The 17,407-nt window shown below is 67.4% G+C and carries 17 protein-coding genes and 1 pseudogene; 7 read left to right on the forward strand and 11 right to left on the reverse strand.

The window, feature by feature from the left end; genetic code table 11:
- From ACFTZB_RS14300 to ACFTZB_RS14320, 5 genes and pseudogenes are all read right to left on the reverse strand, one after another.
- Positions 1–181, reverse strand: a pseudogene (locus ACFTZB_RS14300) (methylmalonyl-CoA carboxyltransferase); the annotation flags it as partial.
- 168 nt (positions 182–349) lie between these two features.
- Positions 350–739 (reverse strand): DUF5313 family protein, encoded by a 390-nt coding sequence (locus ACFTZB_RS14305; RefSeq protein ID WP_192581843.1) that lies wholly within the window; start codon positions 737–739, stop codon positions 350–352.
- A 16-nt stretch (positions 740–755) separates the two neighbouring features.
- On the reverse strand, positions 756–1,517 hold the full coding sequence (locus tag ACFTZB_RS14310) for a MerR family transcriptional regulator (RefSeq protein ID WP_378432425.1): 762 nt from the start codon (positions 1,515–1,517) through the stop codon (positions 756–758).
- 39 nt (positions 1,518–1,556) lie between these two features.
- On the reverse strand, positions 1,557–3,407 hold the full coding sequence (locus ACFTZB_RS14315) for an AMP-dependent synthetase/ligase (RefSeq protein ID WP_378432426.1): 1,851 nt from the start codon (positions 3,405–3,407) through the stop codon (positions 1,557–1,559).
- Positions 3,408–3,457: 50 nt separating this feature from the next.
- On the reverse strand, positions 3,458–4,768 hold the full coding sequence (locus ACFTZB_RS14320; RefSeq protein WP_378432427.1) for an MFS transporter: 1,311 nt from the start codon (positions 4,766–4,768) through the stop codon (positions 3,458–3,460).
- A gap of 71 nt (positions 4,769–4,839) precedes the next feature.
- Here ACFTZB_RS14320 and ACFTZB_RS14325 point away from each other — a divergent pair, with 71 nt between their 5' ends.
- A complete protein-coding gene (locus ACFTZB_RS14325) occupies positions 4,840–5,814 on the forward strand; it encodes a GlxA family transcriptional regulator (RefSeq protein WP_378432429.1) in 975 nt (324 codons plus the stop codon).
- Between the two features lie 7 nt (positions 5,815–5,821).
- Here ACFTZB_RS14325 and ACFTZB_RS14330 read toward each other — a convergent pair whose 3' ends face one another.
- From ACFTZB_RS14330 to ACFTZB_RS14345, 4 genes are read right to left on the reverse strand one after another with little or no spacing between them, the layout of a single operon-like run.
- Positions 5,822–7,537, reverse strand: coding sequence for a SulP family inorganic anion transporter (locus ACFTZB_RS14330; protein ID WP_378432430.1), 1,716 nt, complete (start codon positions 7,535–7,537; stop codon positions 5,822–5,824).
- Between the two features lie 10 nt (positions 7,538–7,547).
- The gene (locus ACFTZB_RS14335) at positions 7,548–10,301 is read right to left on the reverse strand and encodes a cation-translocating P-type ATPase (RefSeq protein ID WP_378432432.1); all 2,754 of its coding nucleotides are present in this window, start codon (positions 10,299–10,301) and stop codon (positions 7,548–7,550) included.
- A gap of 27 nt (positions 10,302–10,328) precedes the next feature.
- Complete coding sequence (gene ppk2, locus ACFTZB_RS14340; RefSeq protein ID WP_378432434.1) at positions 10,329–11,168, reverse strand: polyphosphate kinase 2; 840 nt, start codon at positions 11,166–11,168, stop codon at positions 10,329–10,331.
- Positions 11,169–11,190: 22 nt separating this feature from the next.
- Entirely contained in the window at positions 11,191–11,589 is a 399-nt protein-coding gene (locus ACFTZB_RS14345) for a hypothetical protein (protein ID WP_378432435.1), read from the reverse strand.
- 226 nt (positions 11,590–11,815) lie between these two features.
- Here ACFTZB_RS14345 and ACFTZB_RS14350 point away from each other — a divergent pair, with 226 nt between their 5' ends.
- From ACFTZB_RS14350 to ACFTZB_RS14365, 4 genes are all read left to right on the forward strand, one after another.
- Positions 11,816–12,031 carry a three-helix bundle dimerization domain-containing protein gene (locus tag ACFTZB_RS14350; RefSeq protein ID WP_378432437.1) on the forward strand — a complete coding sequence of 72 codons (216 nt, stop codon included), beginning with the start codon at positions 11,816–11,818 and terminating at the stop codon, positions 12,029–12,031.
- Between the two features lie 91 nt (positions 12,032–12,122).
- Positions 12,123–12,572: a DUF6325 family protein gene (locus ACFTZB_RS14355; RefSeq protein ID WP_378432439.1), complete on the forward strand. Its 450-nt coding sequence runs from the start codon at positions 12,123–12,125 to the stop codon at positions 12,570–12,572.
- A 33-nt stretch (positions 12,573–12,605) separates the two neighbouring features.
- Positions 12,606–12,893: an SHOCT domain-containing protein gene (locus ACFTZB_RS14360; protein ID WP_378432440.1), complete on the forward strand. Its 288-nt coding sequence runs from the start codon at positions 12,606–12,608 to the stop codon at positions 12,891–12,893.
- A gap of 30 nt (positions 12,894–12,923) precedes the next feature.
- The gene (locus tag ACFTZB_RS14365) at positions 12,924–13,301 is read left to right on the forward strand and encodes a PLDc N-terminal domain-containing protein (RefSeq protein ID WP_378432441.1); all 378 of its coding nucleotides are present in this window, start codon (positions 12,924–12,926) and stop codon (positions 13,299–13,301) included.
- On the opposite strand, the gene ACFTZB_RS14370 is transcribed toward ACFTZB_RS14365, so the two are convergent.
- Complete coding sequence (locus ACFTZB_RS14370; protein ID WP_378432445.1) at positions 13,279–14,676, reverse strand: hypothetical protein; 1,398 nt, start codon at positions 14,674–14,676, stop codon at positions 13,279–13,281. The two genes, ACFTZB_RS14365 and ACFTZB_RS14370, sit on opposite strands and share 23 nt — an antisense overlap.
- Before the next feature lie 6 nt (positions 14,677–14,682).
- On the reverse strand, positions 14,683–15,081 hold the full coding sequence (locus ACFTZB_RS14375; protein WP_378432446.1) for a hypothetical protein: 399 nt from the start codon (positions 15,079–15,081) through the stop codon (positions 14,683–14,685).
- A 164-nt stretch (positions 15,082–15,245) separates the two neighbouring features.
- On the opposite strand from ACFTZB_RS14375, the gene ACFTZB_RS14380 reads away from it, so the two are divergent.
- Together ACFTZB_RS14380 and ACFTZB_RS14385 are read left to right on the forward strand one after the other, a co-directional pair.
- Positions 15,246–15,653: a hypothetical protein gene (locus tag ACFTZB_RS14380; RefSeq protein WP_378432447.1), complete on the forward strand. Its 408-nt coding sequence runs from the start codon at positions 15,246–15,248 to the stop codon at positions 15,651–15,653.
- A 62-nt stretch (positions 15,654–15,715) separates the two neighbouring features.
- On the forward strand, positions 15,716–17,407 hold the full coding sequence (locus ACFTZB_RS14385) for an alpha/beta hydrolase (protein WP_378432448.1): 1,692 nt from the start codon (positions 15,716–15,718) through the stop codon (positions 17,405–17,407).

The raw sequence follows: 17,407 nt of genomic DNA on the forward strand, positions 1-17,407 counted from the left end.
AGCCCTCGTCGAGCAGGGCGGTGATGCGTTCGCGGGCGGTGAGCTTGCCCTTGGCGTGCACTTTTTCGACCGCGGCTTCACCGCTCGGGTGCTGCGCCTCGGCCTGACGATTACGCAGGTCGGCGAGCTTTCCCGCCGTCGTGTGAATATCGGGCGTGACCGCCGAATCTGTGACTGTCATCTATGACTGCTCTTCCCGTCGAGGCTGTCGGAACCTGCGCTGCACCCTGTGGGGTACGCGGTTCGTGGGAGTACCCACTCGGACGCCGCCACTTTAACGCATTACTTATCGATCGTTCACGTGCGCTGCATCACTCCCGGTGAGGGGGAGTGATGCGTCACGCTGCTGCTAGCGGTCCTCGGTGCGGCCGTGGCGGCGTTCGTAGTCCTCGCGAGTGCGGTCGGCGCGGCGCTGCGCCTTCTCGCCGACGAGGTCCGGATCGAGGCCGTGGCTGAGCAGACGGTGGCGACGGTAGATGTTCATCAGCGCGACCGCAAAGTAGAGCAGCGGGAGCAGCAGCAGGGCCATCATCGCCAGCGGAATCCAGATCGGACCGGGGATGAGGAGGAACAGCGCCAGCACCGCGGCGACGGGAAGCATGAACCGGAGCACGTACCGCACCGACGCGCCCGGCCCGACGAGGTCGTTGCGGACCCAGTCCTGCATCGAATCCGGCAGCGTCCGACCGAACAGATACCCGACGTACTGACTGGGGCTGGGACGCTGCGGATCGGACATGCGTTTCAGGATAGTGCTACTGCTTCTCCGCATTCGCGACGATGACGTCCCGCACGTACTGCGCCAGGCCGGGGGCGACGTCGTCGTAGTGCCTGCGGAAGCGGTCGTCGGCGAGGTACATCTCGGCGAGGTTCACCTGCATCGCGTGATCGCAGTCGTAGAACCGTTCGATGCCGGCGCGGTGCTGCTCGGCGAGCGCGTTGGCCCGGTCGGATCCGGGTTCGACGCCGTCGGTCATCGCCTGTGCGAGTGCGGCTTCGACCGCGTCGCCCTCGGCCTTGATGCGTTTCCAGTCGTCCTTGCTCATCTTCGCGGCGCGTTGCTGGGACTGCTTCCACGCATCGGTGCCGCCCCACCGCTCCTCGGCCTCGGCCGCGTACTCCTCGCCCGGCCAGTTGTCGCCGAAGATGTCGTTCTGCTCTTCGGGGGTGAGTTGAATGCCCATGCTTTTCGCCTCCATCATCTTCTCCACGGCTGCAGCCATCTCGTGCAAGCGATCGATCCGTTCGCTCAGCAACGCGTGCTGTCGCCGTAGATGCGCGAGTGCATCGACGTCCGGGTCGTCGAGGAGGGCTGCGATCTCCTCGAGGGGGAATCCCAGTTCGCGGTATGTCAGTACGCGGTGCAGACGTTCCACGTCGGCGTCCGAATAGCTGCGGTAGCCACCGGGGGTGCGGTCGGACGGGGTCACCAGACCGATCTCGTCGTAGTGGTGCAGGGTGCGCACGCTCACTCCGACCAGTCCGGCGACCACGCCGACCGTGTGTTTCTCGCTCACGACTCCTACCGTGCAGCCTTACGTCGCGTGAGGGTCAACTCAGGTGTAGAGATTTTCCAGTTCGCCGGAGAAGTTGGTCATCACGACCTTGCGCTTGAGCTTCATGCTCGGGGTGATCTCGCCGTTCTCGACAGTGAGTTCCCGTTCGAGGATGCGGAACTTCTTGATCTGTTCCCACCGGTTCAGTCCGGCGTTGAGTTCCTCGACGTAGCCGCCGATCAGGTTGCGGGTCTCCTGGGCGTTGGCGATCTCGGCGAGAGACTTGCCGCCCAGGTTGTTGTTCTTCGCCCATTCTTCGATCGATTCGGCGTCGAGGGAGATCAGGGCGACGCAGTACGACTTCCCTTCGCCGTCGACGATGAGTTCACCGACGTAGGGGCAGATGCCCTTGAACGTGGCCGCCAGCGCGGACGGTGCGACGTATTTGCCGTTGGACGTCTTGAACATGTCCTTCTTGCGGTCGGTGATCCGCAGGTAGCCCTTGTCGTCGAGTTCGCCGATGTCGCCGGTGTGGAACCAGCCTTCGTCGGTGAGCGCTTCGGCTGTGGCCTCGGGGTTCTCGTGGTACCCGCTCATGACGCCCGGACCCTTGATGAGGATTTCACCGTCGTCGGCGATCCGGGTCTCGGTGCCCGGGATGGGCCAGCCGACGGTGCCGAACTGGTATGCCGACGGGCGGTTGACGAACGAGGCGGCACTGGTCTCGGACAGTCCGTACCCTTCGAGGACGACGATGCCGACGGCGTCGAACCATTGCGCGACATCACGATTGAGCGCCGCGGACCCGGAGATGAAGAACTTCAGGCGTCCGCCGAAGCGTTCGCGAATCGTGCTGTACACCAGCCGATCCGCGACGGCGTGCTGCACCGAGTCGAGCAGCGACGTGCCCTTGCCTGCCTGCTTGGCCTTCGACACCCGCAGGCCGACGCCGACGGCCCAGTCGAAGATCTTCTCCTTCGGCCCGCCCTCCGCGCGGACGGTGGAGACGATCCGCGCGTACGCCTTCTCGAAGATGCGGGGGGCGGCGCCCATGAACGTGGGTTTGACCACCGCGAGGTTCTCGACGATCTTGTCGACGCGACCGTCGACCGCGGTCGCGAAACCGATCTGCAGCGGCAGCGTGAGCAGGACCTTCCCGAACACGTGGGAAAGCGGGAGCCAGAGGTATTGCAGGTCGTCGGCGTCGAGGATGCCGGTGGCGTCGATCGCGGCGGCTTCGTACGTCCACGCCGAGTGCGACAGTCGCACACCCTTCGGCCTGCCGGTGGTGCCCGATGTGTAGATCAGGGTGGCGAGGTCGTCGGGGGCGATGGCCTCGATCCGGTCGTGCACGGCGTCGGGTGTCTCGGCCAGCAGTTCTTCGCCGAGGTCGTGCAGCTGGTCGAAGGTGATGACCCAGTCGTCGTCGGCGGCGCTGCCGTCGATGAGGACGACCTTCTCGACGTCGCCGAGTTCGCCGCGGTTCTCGCGCAGCTTCGCGAGTTGCGCCTCGTCCTCGGCGAAGACGACGCGGCTGCCGGAGTTCGCGACGATGTAGGCGACGTCGGAGGCCGTGCTGGTGGGATACACGGTGGTGGTGGCCGCGCCGGCGCACATCACGGCGAGGTCGGCGAGCACCCATTCGTAGCGGGTGGCAGAGGCCAGCGCCACCCGCTGTTCGGCCTGTACGCCGAGGACGATGAGACCGGCCGCGAGGTTGCGCACCCGGTCACCCGCCTCCGACCAGGTGACGCTGGCCCACATGGTCGGGTCGTCCGGGTCGACGTATCGGAACGCTTCGCGACCGGGCGAGTGGGCCACCCGATCCACGAACAGTGCGGCTACCGACGGAGCCCGATTCTCGATCTTGGAGCGGTCAATGACTTCGTCCGATGCGCGCTGAGCTGCCATGTACCGATCTTAGGAACCGGCGGCGCTCCGGGGAGTGGTTTCGGCGCGGGTCAGGCGATCCCGGATGCCGCCGTACGGGGTTTCGCGACGATGGCGAGAGACATCACGGCCGCGATCGCGCAGAGTCCGCCCGCGACGTAGAACGCGGCGTCGTAGCCGCCGAACTGGTCGCGCACCAGTCCCGCGAGGAACGCTACGAGGCCGGCGCCGATCTGGTGCGACGCCAGCACCCAGCCGAACACGATGGGGGCGTCGCCGCCGAAATGTTTGCGGCACAGCGCGACGGTCGGGGGCACGGTCGCCACCCAGTCGAGGCCGTAGAAGATGACGAACGCGATCATCGGCGGGTGCACGGTGTTCGCGAACAGGATCGGCAGCAGCATCAGCGAGATCCCGCGCAGCACGTAGTAGATGCCGAGGAGCTTGCGTGAATCGAACCGGTCGGTGAACCAGCCCGACGCGATGGTGCCGATCACGTCGAAGATCCCGATCACCGCCAGCAGGGTCGCCGCCGCCGTCACCGGCATGCCGTGGTCGTGTGCGGCCGGCACGAAGTGGGTGCCGACGAGTCCGTTGGTGCTCGCCCCGCAGATGGCGAACGTGCCGGCCAGCAGCCAGAACACCCGGGTCCGCGCCGCCGACAGCAGCACCGTCACGGCCCGGCCCGCGGCGCCGCCGCGACCACTCGGGGCGGGTGGTTCCGCGACGTACTCGGGCCCGGCGCCGTACGGGACCGTCCCGACGTCGGACGGCCGGTTGCGCAGGAACACGAGCACCAGCGGCACGACGGCGAGGGCGGCGAACGACACCGTCAGCGCCACGGTCTGCCAGTTGTAGTGCTCGGCGACCATCGCGAGGATCGGCAGGAACACCAGCTGTCCGGCGGCGCTGCCCGCGGTGAGGATGCCGGTGACGAGGCCGCGGCGGGCGACGAACCAGCGGTCGACGACGGTGGCGACGAAGGCGAGTGCCATCGAGCCGGTGCCGAGCCCGACGAGCACGCCCCACAGCAGGACGAGTTGCCAGGTGGCGGTCATGAAGACGGTCAGGCCGCTGCCGGCGGACACGAGGACCAGCGCGGCGGTGACCACCCGGCGCATGCCGAAGCGTTCCATGAGCGCCGCCGCGAACGGCGACGTCAGACCGTAGAGCACCAGGTTGATCGACACGGCGGACGAGATGCTCGCCCGCGACCAGCCGAAGTCCTCGTGCAGGGGGTCGATCAGGATCGAGGGCGCCGCGCGGAAGCTGGCTGCGCCCACGAGGGCGAGGAACGCGACGGCCGCCACGAGCCAGGCGTAGTGCAGGCGGGGCGGGGCCGTCTGGGCAGGAGGTGCCGGGGGCGCGATGTCGGACGTCACGACGGTAAGTCTGCGCGACGCCACCGCGCCGGAACAGTTGCCGGAATGACAACATGTGAAAGAATCTGGCCATGGTTGTGCGTCATCGTGTGGTCGTGCTCGCCCTGAACGGTGTGATCCCGTTCGAACTCGGCATCCCGTCGCGGGTCTTCGGGCGGGCCCACGACGCCGACGGGAATCTGCTGTACGACGTGCAGACGTGCACGGCCGACGGTCGGCCGGTGCGCTCGGACGCCGACTTCTCGGTGTCCGTCGACCACGGCCCGGAGTTGCTCGCCGACGCCGACACGGTGGTGATCCCCGCGTCCTACGAACTCGGCCCCGCGTACGACGAAGGCCGTCTGCCCGCCGACCTCGAGCGGGCGCTCGCGTACGTCCGGCCCGGCACGCGGTACGTCTCGATCTGCACCGGGTCGTACATCCTCGCCGCGGCGGGGCTGCTCGACGGCCTGCGCGCCACCACCCACTGGCGCAACACCGAGCACTTCCAGCGCACGTATCCGCAGGTCCGGGTCGACCCCGACGTGCTGTTCGTCGACGAGGGCCACATCCTCACCTCGGCCGGCGTCGCCGCCGGACTGGACCTCTGCCTGCACATCGTGCGCCGCGACCACGGGTCGGACGTCGCCAACCGGGTGGCGCGCCGATGCGTCGTCCCGCCGTGGCGCGACGGCGGGCAGGCCCAGTACATCGAGCGGCCGATCCCGGAGACCACGGCGGAGTCGACGGCGGCGACCCGCGAGTGGGCGCTGCACCGCCTCGGCGAACCGCTGGCGCTGAACCGGTTGGCGGCGCACGCGAACATGAGCGTCCGCACGTTCACCCGGCGTTTCGGCGAGGAGGTCGGCACCACCCCGAACCGCTGGCTGACCACCCGCCGGGTCGACCGCGCGCGGCAACTCCTCGAGACCACGGACCTGTCCGTCGACGTCATCGCCCGTGAGGTCGGATTCGGAACCGGCACCTCCCTGCGGCAGCACATGGGTGCGGTGCTGGGGGTGCCGCCGTCGGCGTATCGCAGAACCTTTCGGGGCCGGGCGGTCTGAGCGAGAGTCAGTCTCCGGCCGGATCCTCGGCGCGTCCGGCCCGGTCGCGGAATGCCGCCACCGCGGACTCGATGGTCGGGTAGAAGTGGGTGGCGTCGAACCTGTCGCCCACCCCGAACCGGATGAGCCGATCCTTGATCGGGCCCTTCATCTCCGCGAACGCCAGGTGGATTCCCTTGCCCTCGAGGTAGGTGTCGAGGTCGACGAGTTCGTCGACGGCGGTGGTGTCGAGTCCGGTGATCGGCTCGGCGGCGACGACGACCCACTCGACCGGGGTCGGCGCCTCCGCCACCACTGAACGCACGTACTCGTCGAAGATCTCGCCGTTCGCGAAGAACAGGGGGGCGTCGAAGCGCACCAGCACCAGCCCGGGGATGCGGTCGCCGCCGGGGTGGCGTTCGACGTCGTGGAAGCCCGGCCGGTCCGCCGTCCGGACGAGTTCGGTGCGGTACGGCTGCCAGGCCTGCGCGACCACGGCGACGAACGACAGTCCGATCGCGACGAGGATGCCCTGCAGCACACCCACCAGGGCGACCCCGAGGAACGCGGCGACGGCGAGCCCGAATTCCACGCTGCTCATCCGCCACATGCGGACCATGCCGTCCACGTCGACCAGCGCCGTGGCCGCGACGATCACCACGGCGCCCAGCGTCGCGTCGGGGAGGTAGGCGGTGACACCCGGGGCGACGAGGACGAAGACCAGCACCGCGACGGCGCCGACGACACACGCCAATTGTGTGCGGGCGCCGCTCTGTTCGGCCACCGGGGTGCGGGATCCGCTGGCCGAGATCGGGAATCCGCCGAACAGCCCGCCCGCGATGTTGGCGACGCCGACAGCCTTCATCTCGGTGCTGCCGTTCACGTCCTCGCCGTGCCGGGCGGCGAACGTGCGCGAGAGAACCCCCGTGTCGGCGAACGCGATCAGGGCGATTCCGGCGGCCGGCCCCACGAGTTGTCCCACGTCGCCCCAGTCGACGCCGCCGAACGACGGCAGCGGCAGGCCGGTGGGGAGGGCGCCGACCATCCCGATGTCGTCGGTGAGACCGAGCGCGGCCGACAGGACGATCGCTCCGACGACCGCCACCAGGACGCCGGGGATGCGGGGAATCCAGATGCGGAACACCACGATGACGACGAGGGAGCCGAGACCCACCGCGGCGGCAACGGGGTCGATGTCGCCCCCGAACACCGCCTTTCCGATTCCGCCGATCTCCCCGAGGAGTCCGGAGGCGTCGACGTCGAACCCGAGCATCTTGGGTAGCTGGCCGACGATGACGATGAGCGCGATCGCATTCAGGTACCCGAGCCGGATGGGCTTCGACAGCAGTTCGGTCACGAAGCCGAGATGCAGGAACCCGCCGACGAGGAGGATGAGGCCCATGAGGACGCCCAGAATGCCTGCGAGGGCCAGGGCACTCTCCGGGTCGTCGGTGACTGCGAGGGGCAGGACCGCCGCGGCGATGAGCGGCGCGAGCGACGAATCCGGTCCGAGAACAAGGATTTTCGACGGACCCACCACCGCGTACGCGAGGAGCGGGACGATGGTGGCGTAGAGCCCGGCGTAGGCGGGCAACCCGGCGGCCTCCGCGTAACCCATTCCGGCGGGGATGAGCAGTGCGGTGAGGACGAGTCCGGCGGTGATGTCGGGGCGCAGCCACTCGCGGCGGTACACCCGTGCCGTCGCGATCCCCGGCAACTGCGCGAGGCCTCCTGTCCAGGACATGACGCCGGCCTCAGCGCGCACGCTGCGGGTCGACCGCGGCCGCCGCGGAGATCGGAGTGATCGGACGCGCGTGCCGCCTGCGGCGCAGAGCCTTCTCCGCCTCCACGACCACCGGGATGATCAGCGACCAGCCGAGGCAGGCGAGCCACTGCCCACCGGTCAGCGACGTGGTCATGAGGAGGTCCTGGAGGAAACCGATCTCGACCGCGAACACGGTGACGACGACCGGGATCGACAGGATCTTCAGTGCGCCGAGGATCGGTGGGGTGAGACCGGATTCCGGGTCGCGGCGCATGACGAGCCCGGCGAGGATCGACCCGAGCGACAGCACCACGAACGCCGTCGTCATCGGAACGCTCGCCTCGGTCGTGCTCATGTCGCCCGGTGCGAGCAGCATCGCGGCGAGTGTGACGGCGAACTGCAGGACGCCGTACACCAGCCATTGCGTGAACGCCTTCCGGTTGGCGATCGGCGTGTGCGGGTCCCGGGGCGGCTTGTTCATCAGGTCCGGCGGCGCCGGGTCGAGCATGATGACCGCGACGGGGAACAGCGTGATGAAGAAGTGCTGGAACAACACCATGAGCGGCGTGAGGGCGACGCCGTCGTTGATGTCGAAGATGCTCGCCACGAGGAACAGCAGCACCAGCGAGAACAGTTTCGACATCTGGTACCGGATGTACGACACGATCTTTTCGTAGATGTTGCGGCCCAGCCGGATCGCGGTGATCAGGGTTCCGAAGTTGTCGTCGGTGAGCACCATCTTGCCCGCCTGTTTCGTCACCTCGCTGCCCGAACCCATGGCGACGCCGATGTCGGCCTTCTTCAGTGCGGCGGCGTCGTTGACGGCGTCCCCGGTCATCGCCACGACCGCGCCGCTCCGCTGCATGATGTCGGCGAGACGGAGCTTGTCCTGGGGGGTGACGCGGCCGAACACGTGCAGGCGCGGGAGGGCCGCGGTGAGGTCCTCGTCCGTCATGGCCTGGAGTTCGGGGCCGCCGATCGCGCCGGGGCCGAGGCCGAGTTCGGCGCCGATCGCCGACGCGGTGATCGCGTGGTCGCCGGTGATCATGCGGACCTCGATACCCGCGGCGTGGGCGGTGCGCACGGCGTCGATCGCCTCCGGCCGCAGCGGGTCGATGATGCCGACCATCCCGACGAACGTGAGGTCTTCGACGAACGACATGGGGTCTGCCGCCGCGGCGTCCTCCTGCCCGTCGAGTCGGCGGGCGGCGAAAGCCAGCACCCGCAGCCCCTTCTCGGACAACTCCCGGTTCGCCGCGGTCAGTTCGTCCCGGACGTCGTCGAGGGGCACCGCGCGCCTGCCGGGCAGGAAGGCGGTGGTACAGCGGGCGAGGACCACGTCGGGCCCGCCCTTGACGAGTTCGACGAACTGCGTGCTGCCGTCGACCTGGAGGTGGTGGAACGTGGCCATGAACTTGTACGCGGAGTCGAACGGCACCTCCGCGACGCGTGGATACGTGCGCCGGGTGAGCGGGGCGTCGACGCCGATCTTGGCGGCGAGCACGACCAGCGCGGCCTCGGTGGGATCGCCGACGACGTCGCCGGTATCGGAGACGGTAGCGTCGCTGTCGAGGCACAGTCCGTACGCGAGCAGGGTGAAATCGGGGGCGGCCTCGCCCGCGGTCTGGGTGATCCGGCCCGTCTTGCTGTATCCCTCGCCGTCGACGGTGTACCACCGGCCGTGGAAGTACAGCGACCGCACGGTCATCTGGTTCATCGTCAGCGTGCCGGTCTTGTCCGAGTTGATCGCACTGGTGGCGCCGAGGGTCTCGACGTCGGTGAGGTTCTTCACGACGGCCTTCGCCTCGGCCAGCTGACGGGCCCCGAATGCCAGCATCGCCTGCACGAACGTCGGCAGCCCGGTCGGGATCGCGGACACCCCCATGGAGATGCCGAGCAGCAGCACCGTCGTCAGGCTCTGCCCGCGGATCACCCCGAGGATCACGATGAGCGCGACCGCCGTCCACGCGATGATCCCCAGCACCTTGGTGAGCGAATTCAGTTCGCGCTGAAGCGGAGACTTGCTCGGAGCGACAGCCGAGAGCATCGACGCGATCTGGCCCATCTGGGTGCTCATGCCGGTTTCGGTGACCACCATGGTGGCGGTGCCCCGGGTGACCGACGTGTTCTGGAAGACCATGTTGCTGCGGTCGCCCAGGGGGACGTCCGCGGCGCCGAGGGTCCGGGTGTCCTTCGGGACGGGGGCGCTCTCGCCCGTCAGCGCCGCCTCCTGGGTCTCGAGGGTCGCCGACGTGAGCAGTCGGCCGTCGGCGGGGACGACGTCGCCGGCCTCGAGTTGCACGATGTCGCCCGGCACGAGGACGGTGGCGGCGAGTTGCACGAGCGTCCCGTCCCGCGTCACCCGAACCTGCGGTATCTGCATTTTCGCGAGCGCGTCGACACTGGCGCGCGCCTTCAGTTCCTGCCGCGTGCCCAGCACGACGTTGAGCACGACGAGCGCCGCGACGATGATCGCCGTCGGCACCTCGCCGATGAGGACGCTGACGACGGCCACCGCGACCAGCATCAGGTTCATCAGATCCTTCAGCTGCGCCAGCGCGATCGCCCACGTCGACGGCGCCGGTTCGGAGGCGATCTCGTTGGGACCGTGCCGGCGGCGGCGTTCGTCCGCTTCGCCGGCGGTCAGGCCCGCCTGCTGATCGGACGCTGTCGCGGCGACAACGGCATCGGCGTCCTGGGCGTACCAGGCCGTGTGCGTCTGCGCGGATTCCGTCGAGACCATGACCGCTCGTCCTTTCGGCTCGGACCCTCAGTACGGGGTGGGGATCCAGTGCAGGGGTTGCCCCGGTTCTTGATAGCCCTCCGCCTTCTGCCGCTTCGGCAGGGTGAGGTCGGGGCGGTCCAGCGGCTCGTACGGGACCTGGCTCAGCAAGTGGCTGATGACGTTGAGCCGACCGCGTTTCTTGTCGTCGTTGTTCGCGACGTACCAGGGCGCCCATCCGGTGTCGGTGTAGTGGAACATCGCGTCTCGCGCGCGGGAGTAGTCGTACCAGCGGCTGTACGACTTCAGGTCGAGCTCCGACAGTTTCCAGTACTTCCGGGGGTCGTCCATCCGGCTCTGCAGGCGCAGTGTCTGCTGTTCCTCGTTCACTTCCAGCCAGTACTTGAGCAGGATGACCCCCGAGTCGACGATCGCGCGTTCGACCGTCGGGATCAGTTGGAGGAAGTGCTCCGCTTCCTCCTCGGTGCAGAAGCCGAGTACCCGTTCGACCCCCGCGCGGTTGTACCAACTGCGGTCGAAGATGACGACCTCTCCGCCGGCGGGCAGGTGCGGCAGGTACCGCTGCACATACATCTGCGACTTCTCGCGCTCGGTGGGCGCCGGCAGCGCGACCACTCGGAACACCCGCGGGCTCACCCGTTCGGTGATCGCCTTGATGACGCCGCCCTTGCCCGCGGTGTCACGGCCCTCGAAGACGACGCACACCTTCGCACCGGAGGACTTCACCCACTCCTGCAGTGCGACGAGTTCGGCGTGGAGGGGTTTCAGGAGCCGCCGGTACTCCTTGTTCTTCATCGGTGCGGTCGGTTCGGCGGCGTCTGGCCGGGAGAGTTCGTCCCCGGCCCTGCGCTTGCTCTTCTTTCCCACGGTCTCTCCCGCTCTACCGGGTTCAGACCTGCTCCGGATTCCAGGTAGACACGGCCCAGATCACGACGACGTCGAGCGCGATGATGAGCAGCGACCACCACGGGTAGTACGGCAGCCACAGGAAGTTGGCGAGTATCGAGATCGCCGCGATCACGATCGCGGACACCCGCGCCCACCCTGCCCCGGTGAACAGCGCCAGACCGACCCCCAGGACCACGATGCCCAGCACGATGTGGATCCAGCCCCACGTCGTCAGGTCCAGCTTGTAGACGTATTCGATGCCGGCGACGAAGACTTCGTTCTCGGCGACGGCGGCGACCCCTTGGAAGAACTGGATGATGCCGACGGTGACGAGGATGATGGCCGCCCCGATCGAGGTGCCTGCCGCGACGCCCTGCTTGACCGATGATGTCTCGGACATGACCGTCCCTTTCTGTCCGCGAGTTCTCTCCGCGAGCCGGCGGCCCGGTACCCCCATTGTCCGCCGTGAGGCCCCCGGCGCAGTCGTGAAACAGAATTTCCGGACACAGTCGGATTCTGGATTCATTCCAGGCTCAGGCGTACTCGGGTGCCGGAACCGAACCGCGTTGCTCGAGAGGCCGTTTCGTGTCTTGACGGTGGCCGTCTGCCGGGATGACGATTGATCGATGACCGGCGACGACGAACTTCTTCAAGTCGAGCGGGTCATCGAGCGCCTGATCACTCGGTACCCTTCGCTCTCACCAGTAGACATCGAGCACATCGTGCGCACTGTTCACAAGCGACTGGCGGAGAGCAGGGTTCGCGACTTCATACCCCTCCTCGTCGAGAGGGCGGCCCGCCGCGACCTCGCCGCCCGCGAGGCGTCGGAAACGGTCGGGTGACTTTGTGCTCTAGCGGCGCCACACCCGCTCGTGGATACTGAGCGAAGGCCTGTGTGGCTGCCGCTGCTGTCTTCAGAAGAGAGGTCCTGCGGTGAACGACAACGATCTCGACGTGCTCGGGCCCATCGACTATCTCGTCGTGGAGTTCCCCGCAGACCGGAAACCCGACGGATCGGCACTTCCACTCCTCATCGATCTCGTCGATCGGAACATCATCCGTGTACTCGACCTGATCTTCGTCCGTAAGGACACCGACGGAACACTGTCCGGAATCGCGATCGAGGACCTCGGTTTCGAGGGCGGTGTCGACGTGACGCTCTTCGCCGAAGCGGCCTCCGGCCTGATCGACCGAACCGACCTCGAGGAGGCCGCGGCCGTGCTCGAACCGGGGTGTTCGGGAGCGATTCTCGTCTACGAGAATTGTTGGGCCGCACCGTTCGCCTCCGCCCTGCGGCGCGAGGGGGCCCAGCTCGTGGCGTCCGGGCGCATTCCCGTCCAGGGCATTCTGGCGGCGCTCGACGCGCTCGACTCCGCCAGCTGACAGGCTGCCGAATCCAGAGCTGAGGAGCACATCATGCCAGGACTTCTGCGCGGGATCGCCCGGACCGCCGTCGTGGCGGGCACCGCGACCGCCGTCTCCAACCGGGTTTCGCGAAGGCAAGGGCAGCGGTGGGCGGCGAATCAACCTGCCCCGCAACAGCAGGCGCCGCCACCCCCACCCCCGCCCCCGGCGCAACCCGCACCGCAGGCCGTTGGCACGGATCGTATTGCGGCCCTGAAACAACTCGGTGAACTTCGCGATCAGGGGGTCCTCACCGAGGAAGAATTCAACGCAGAGAAGGCCAAAATCCTGGCTTCCTGACCGCAACACCGAGTGGACGGAGCACCGAAAATGGAAGGCTTCTGGGAGTTTTTCTGGTTCATCTTCGTCTGTTTCGCCTTCGTGGCGTACCTGACGGTGCTGTTCTCGATCATCACGGATCTGTTCCGGGACCGCGACACTTCGGGTTGGGTGAAGGCGATCTGGATCTTCTTCCTGTTCTTCGTTCCGTTCCTGTCGGCGCTGATCTACCTGATCGTCAACAGCGACGGCATGGCGAAGCGGTCGATGGCTGCCGCCCAGGAAGTGAAGCGGGCGCAGGACACCTACATTCGGGACGTCGCCGGGCAGTCTCCGGCTCAGCAGATCTCGGATGCCAAGGCGCTCCTCGATTCCGGGGCGATCACCGAAGCCGAGTTCCAGTCGATCAAGGCGAAGACGCTGGCATAGCGTCCGTCGCCGTGGCGGACGTGCGGGCCGGACGGATGAGCAACTCGATCGCCACGAGCGCCAGCAGGCCGATGATGACGATCCACAGCACGACCAGTCCGGTGGGGTAGCGCCAGAACATCAGCAGTACCGCGGCGATACCGATCACCGCGCAGCGCAACGGAATGCGGAGCTGGTAGGCCCACCGCTCCACCTCGTTCGGTGGCCGGCCGCTGCCGGACCGCCGAACGAAGTCGAGTGCCTGCCCGTAGCCGCGACGGACGGCGGTCGCCGAGGACGAGCCACCGATGAGGTAGGCGCCGAGTGCGATCACCAGGCCCAGTACCGCCACCGCGCGCAGACTCGTCCGCAGCGGGACGAGGACCGTGTCGATGACGGCCGTCGCCGCATCGGGCGACAGGATGTCGGGTGGGACGCTGTCGAGGTAGATGGCTCGTCCGACGAGAATCCCGATTGCGAGAGCGAGCATTCCGAGTGCGATCGCGAGTCCCGCCAGCGCGAGGGCGCGGAGCCGCCGGCCGGTGGGTGCGACGGCCACGGCGGCGGCAGCGCAGGCGATGCCCAGCCACGGCAGGATCGCCGACGCCTTGTCGAGTGCGCGGACGGCGCGCTGCGCCTTCACGAGTTCGGGAGATTGGAAGAGCACGAACTGCTTGTCCACCGACGGGATCTTGTCGGCGAACGCGAACCCGCGCCCGGCGAGTTCCGATTTCACGCGGTCGATGACGGTACCGAGGGAGATGCTGACGGTGCCGCTCTGGTCGACCTCCACGGAGCTGAGGCCGTAGTTTCCCGTCATCACCGCCACGAGTGCGTTGTGTGCGGCCCGGTTCGCCTGGATCCACAGGTCTTCGAACTGCTGGGATCGCACGAGCGAGCTGACGGTGTCGTGGACGAAGTTCTTTGCCTGGCTGGTGAGCACCGGGGCGAGGCCGACGACCGCCTTGTCGAGGCGCGGCGCGTTCGCGGCGAGATTCGTCACGTCGGTCAGCGCGGTGAGGGCTTCGGTGGTCAGACCCTCGACGTCGACGCGCGCGAAGATCTCGTCGGTGATCTGGTTCGTGACATCCGCCTGCAGAGCGGGATTCGAGCCCAGCGGCGCGACCGTGCTCACGTAGCGGTCGGTGTCGAGGATCTGGCTGCGGGTGAAGCGGGCGGTCACCGACGCGACCGCGAGGACGGCGACGAGTACGAGCAGAATCGTCACCGCCGTCCAGCGCAGCCCGTTGTGGGGTGGGTGGGAGACCGGTTCGGCGGGGACACCGGCAGCTTCACCCGCCGCCTGGGCTCGCAGGGTGGCGACTTCGTCGCGCAACCGGAGCAGTTCGGCGCGTTCGTCCTTGCCGAGCGCGTCTGCGCCCGTGGCCCCGTCCATCGTCGATCAGACCGTTTCGGGATTCCAGGTGGCAACCGCCCAGATCACGACCGCGTTCAGCGCGATGATCGTGATCGCCCACAGGGGGTAGTACGGCAGCCACAGGAAATTGACGAAGATCGAGACGGCGCAGAGGACCATGGCGCCGACCCGGGCCCAGGTTGCACCGGTGAACAGTGCGGCGCCGACGGCGGCGATGATTACACCGAAGACGAGATGGAACCATCCCCACGCGGTGACGTCGAACTTGTAGGTGTACTCGACGCCGACGACGATGACGTCGTCCTTGGCGATCGCCGAGATTCCCTGGAAGAACTCGAGCAAGCCGACGGTGACGAGGAGCACCGCCCCGCCCATCGAGGTTCCCTTTGCCACACCTTGTTTGACCAGCGATTCATCGGACATGACCGTTCCTCTTTCGTCAACATACGAAATGAACTGGCGATTGTAAGTATCCTCCGTGGGATCGCCTGCTGTCAGCGAGATGCCCGCTCCGGCAGATGTTGACCTTGCTCGTCGCGGCGGCGACAATGTCTGCATCCCACCGCATATCCGGGAAGGGGATTCTCATGTCCGATCAATCGTTGGTCAAGCAGGGGGTCGCCGCGGCCACGTCCATGGTGGCAGCGATAGTTTTGCTCACTATCGGAATACTGCACGTGCTCTCGGGTATCTCGGCGCTGATGAAGGACGACCTGGTCGTGGCCGGGCCGGAATACGTCTACCAGTTCGATACGACGGCGTGGGGGTGGATCCACCTCGTGCTCGGCGTGATCGTCGCGCTCGTCGGCGTCATGCTGTTCACCGGTGCGACGTGGGCCCGCGTCGGCGCGATGGTGATCTGCGCGTTGTCGATACTCGCGAATTTCCTGTGGCTGCCCCACTACCCGTTGTGGTCGATCGTCATCATTCTGCTCGACGTGTTCGTGATCTGGGCCGTGGCGACGTGGCATCCGGGCTACGAGGAGAGCGTCTAGGTCGTTGTTCCACACGCGGCACGAGGGAATCGTCGCGTCCGCCCCGTCACGGAGAGGATGAGATGACCGACGAACCCGGATCGTCATCACCGCCCGAGCGTCGCCGCCGCTGGCTGCCCCACCGATATGCGTTCGGGGGCTTGGTCGTCGCCGTCCTGTTCGTGTGGCTGTCGTTGACACCGACGCTGCTGCCGCGTGGCCCGTTCTTCCAGGGCTTGGTCACCGGCGTCTCGGCGGCCGTCGGCTACGCCCTCGGATTTCTGGGTTCCGTTCTGGTTCGTCATCTCGTGCGGCGGGAACCGTCGGCACGAGTGAAGACCTGGGTTCGGCGGGGGGCGTTGGTGATCGGGCTCGTCGGCACCGCGGCGATGCTGGTGTGGTTCGCGAATTGGCAGGATGAGCTCCGGGCACTCATGAGCGCCGCATCGTTCCCGTGGACGGGCTACGTCGTGACGGTGATCGTGGCGGTGCTGATCTTCGTCCTGCTGGTTGCGATCTCCCGGTTGCTGTTGCGGGCGGTGCGGTCGGTCGAACGCGAGATCAGCCGGGTGGTGCCGCGGCGGATCTCGGCGACGGTGATCGGCGTACTCACGGTGGCTCTGCTGTTCGCACTCCTCAACGGGGTGGCGGTGCGCGTGATCATGACCGGGTTGAACAATTCGTTCGCCGCCGTCAACCAGGAGACCAAGGCCGGTGACGAACCGCCAACGACGCCGCTGCGTTCGGGCGGACCGGAATCACTGGTCACGTGGGATTCGCTGGGAAGGCAGGGCCGGTCGTTCATCTCGCGTGGCCCGACCGTCGAGGAACTGTCCGCCTTCAACGGTGGACGGCCCGCACTGGAGCCGATCCGGACCTACGCCGGGCTCGCCAGCGGTGGCGATTCGATCGGGGAGAGCGCCCAACTGGCAGCGGACGAACTCGAACGGGCCGGCGGGTTCGATCGCGCGGTGATCGGCGTGGCGACCACCACCGGCACCGGATGGATCAATGAGAGCCTCGCCTCCTCACTCGAGTACATGTACAACGGCGACACCGCGATCGTCGGGTTGCAGTACTCGTATCTCCCCAGCTGGCTGTCGTTCCTCGTGGACAAGGAGCGGGCCCGCCAGGCGGGCGAGGCGCAATTCGACGCGGTGTACGACAAGTGGAAGCAGTTGCCACCGGAGACCCGTCCGAAACTCGTCGTGATGGGGGAGAGCCTGGGCTCCTTCGGCGGCGAGAGCGCGTTCGGCAGCGTCGACGACGTCGAGGCGCGTTCCGACGGCGTTCTGTTCACCGGACCGCCGAACGCGAACGAGATCTGGACCGACGTGACGACCAACCGGGATCCCGGCTCACCCGAATGGCTTCCGATCTACGAGCAGGGCGAGACCGTGCGCTTCGGTGCGCGGGCGCCGGAGGATCTGCCCCGCCCCGACACCCCGTGGGGGAAGCCACGGATGGTGTACCTGCAGCACGCGTCCGACCCGATCGTCTGGTGGTCGCCGGAACTGCTGGTGAGCGAGCCCGACTGGCTGAAGGAGGAGCGCGGGTACGACGTCCTGGACAGCACGCAATGGTTCCCGTTCGTGACGTTCCTCCAAGTTGCGGCGGACATGGCGGTGTCGACGGGCGTCCCCGACGGGCACGGGCATACCTACGTCGTCGACATCGCGGATGCGTGGAGCGCGATCCTGGCGCCGGACGGCTGGACCCCGGTGGACAACGAGCGATTGCGCACCGTGCTCGCCGAGATGGGGGCGGACGGCTGA

Source organism: Rhodococcus sp. NPDC057014 (assembly GCF_042673295.1).
In the GTDB taxonomy this organism is placed as follows: domain Bacteria; phylum Actinomycetota; class Actinomycetes; order Mycobacteriales; family Mycobacteriaceae; genus Rhodococcus_F.

What these genes read in the sequence shown, in the direction of transcription:
- ACFTZB_RS14305 (WP_192581843.1), bottom strand. Translation starts at nt 739, where the DNA reads ATGTCCGATCCGCAGCGTCCCAGCCCCAGTCAGTACGTCGGGTATCTG.
- ACFTZB_RS14315 (WP_378432426.1), bottom strand. Translation starts at nt 3,407, where the DNA reads ATGGCAGCTCAGCGCGCATCGGACGAAGTCATTGACCGCTCCAAGATC.
- ACFTZB_RS14325 (WP_378432429.1), top strand. Translation starts at nt 4,840, where the DNA reads ATGGTTGTGCGTCATCGTGTGGTCGTGCTCGCCCTGAACGGTGTGATC.
- ACFTZB_RS14330 (WP_378432430.1), bottom strand. Translation starts at nt 7,537, where the DNA reads ATGTCCTGGACAGGAGGCCTCGCGCAGTTGCCGGGGATCGCGACGGCA.
- ACFTZB_RS14335 (WP_378432432.1), bottom strand. Translation starts at nt 10,301, where the DNA reads ATGGTCTCGACGGAATCCGCGCAGACGCACACGGCCTGGTACGCCCAG.
- ACFTZB_RS14345 (WP_378432435.1), bottom strand. Translation starts at nt 11,589, where the DNA reads ATGTCCGAGACATCATCGGTCAAGCAGGGCGTCGCGGCAGGCACCTCG.
- ACFTZB_RS14350 (WP_378432437.1), top strand. Translation starts at nt 11,816, where the DNA reads ATGACCGGCGACGACGAACTTCTTCAAGTCGAGCGGGTCATCGAGCGC.
- ACFTZB_RS14360 (WP_378432440.1), top strand. Translation starts at nt 12,606, where the DNA reads ATGCCAGGACTTCTGCGCGGGATCGCCCGGACCGCCGTCGTGGCGGGC.
- ACFTZB_RS14365 (WP_378432441.1), top strand. Translation starts at nt 12,924, where the DNA reads ATGGAAGGCTTCTGGGAGTTTTTCTGGTTCATCTTCGTCTGTTTCGCC.
- ACFTZB_RS14370 (WP_378432445.1), bottom strand. Translation starts at nt 14,676, where the DNA reads ATGGACGGGGCCACGGGCGCAGACGCGCTCGGCAAGGACGAACGCGCC.
- ACFTZB_RS14375 (WP_378432446.1), bottom strand. Translation starts at nt 15,081, where the DNA reads ATGTCCGATGAATCGCTGGTCAAACAAGGTGTGGCAAAGGGAACCTCG.
- ACFTZB_RS14380 (WP_378432447.1), top strand. Translation starts at nt 15,246, where the DNA reads ATGTCCGATCAATCGTTGGTCAAGCAGGGGGTCGCCGCGGCCACGTCC.
- ACFTZB_RS14385 (WP_378432448.1), top strand. Translation starts at nt 15,716, where the DNA reads ATGACCGACGAACCCGGATCGTCATCACCGCCCGAGCGTCGCCGCCGC.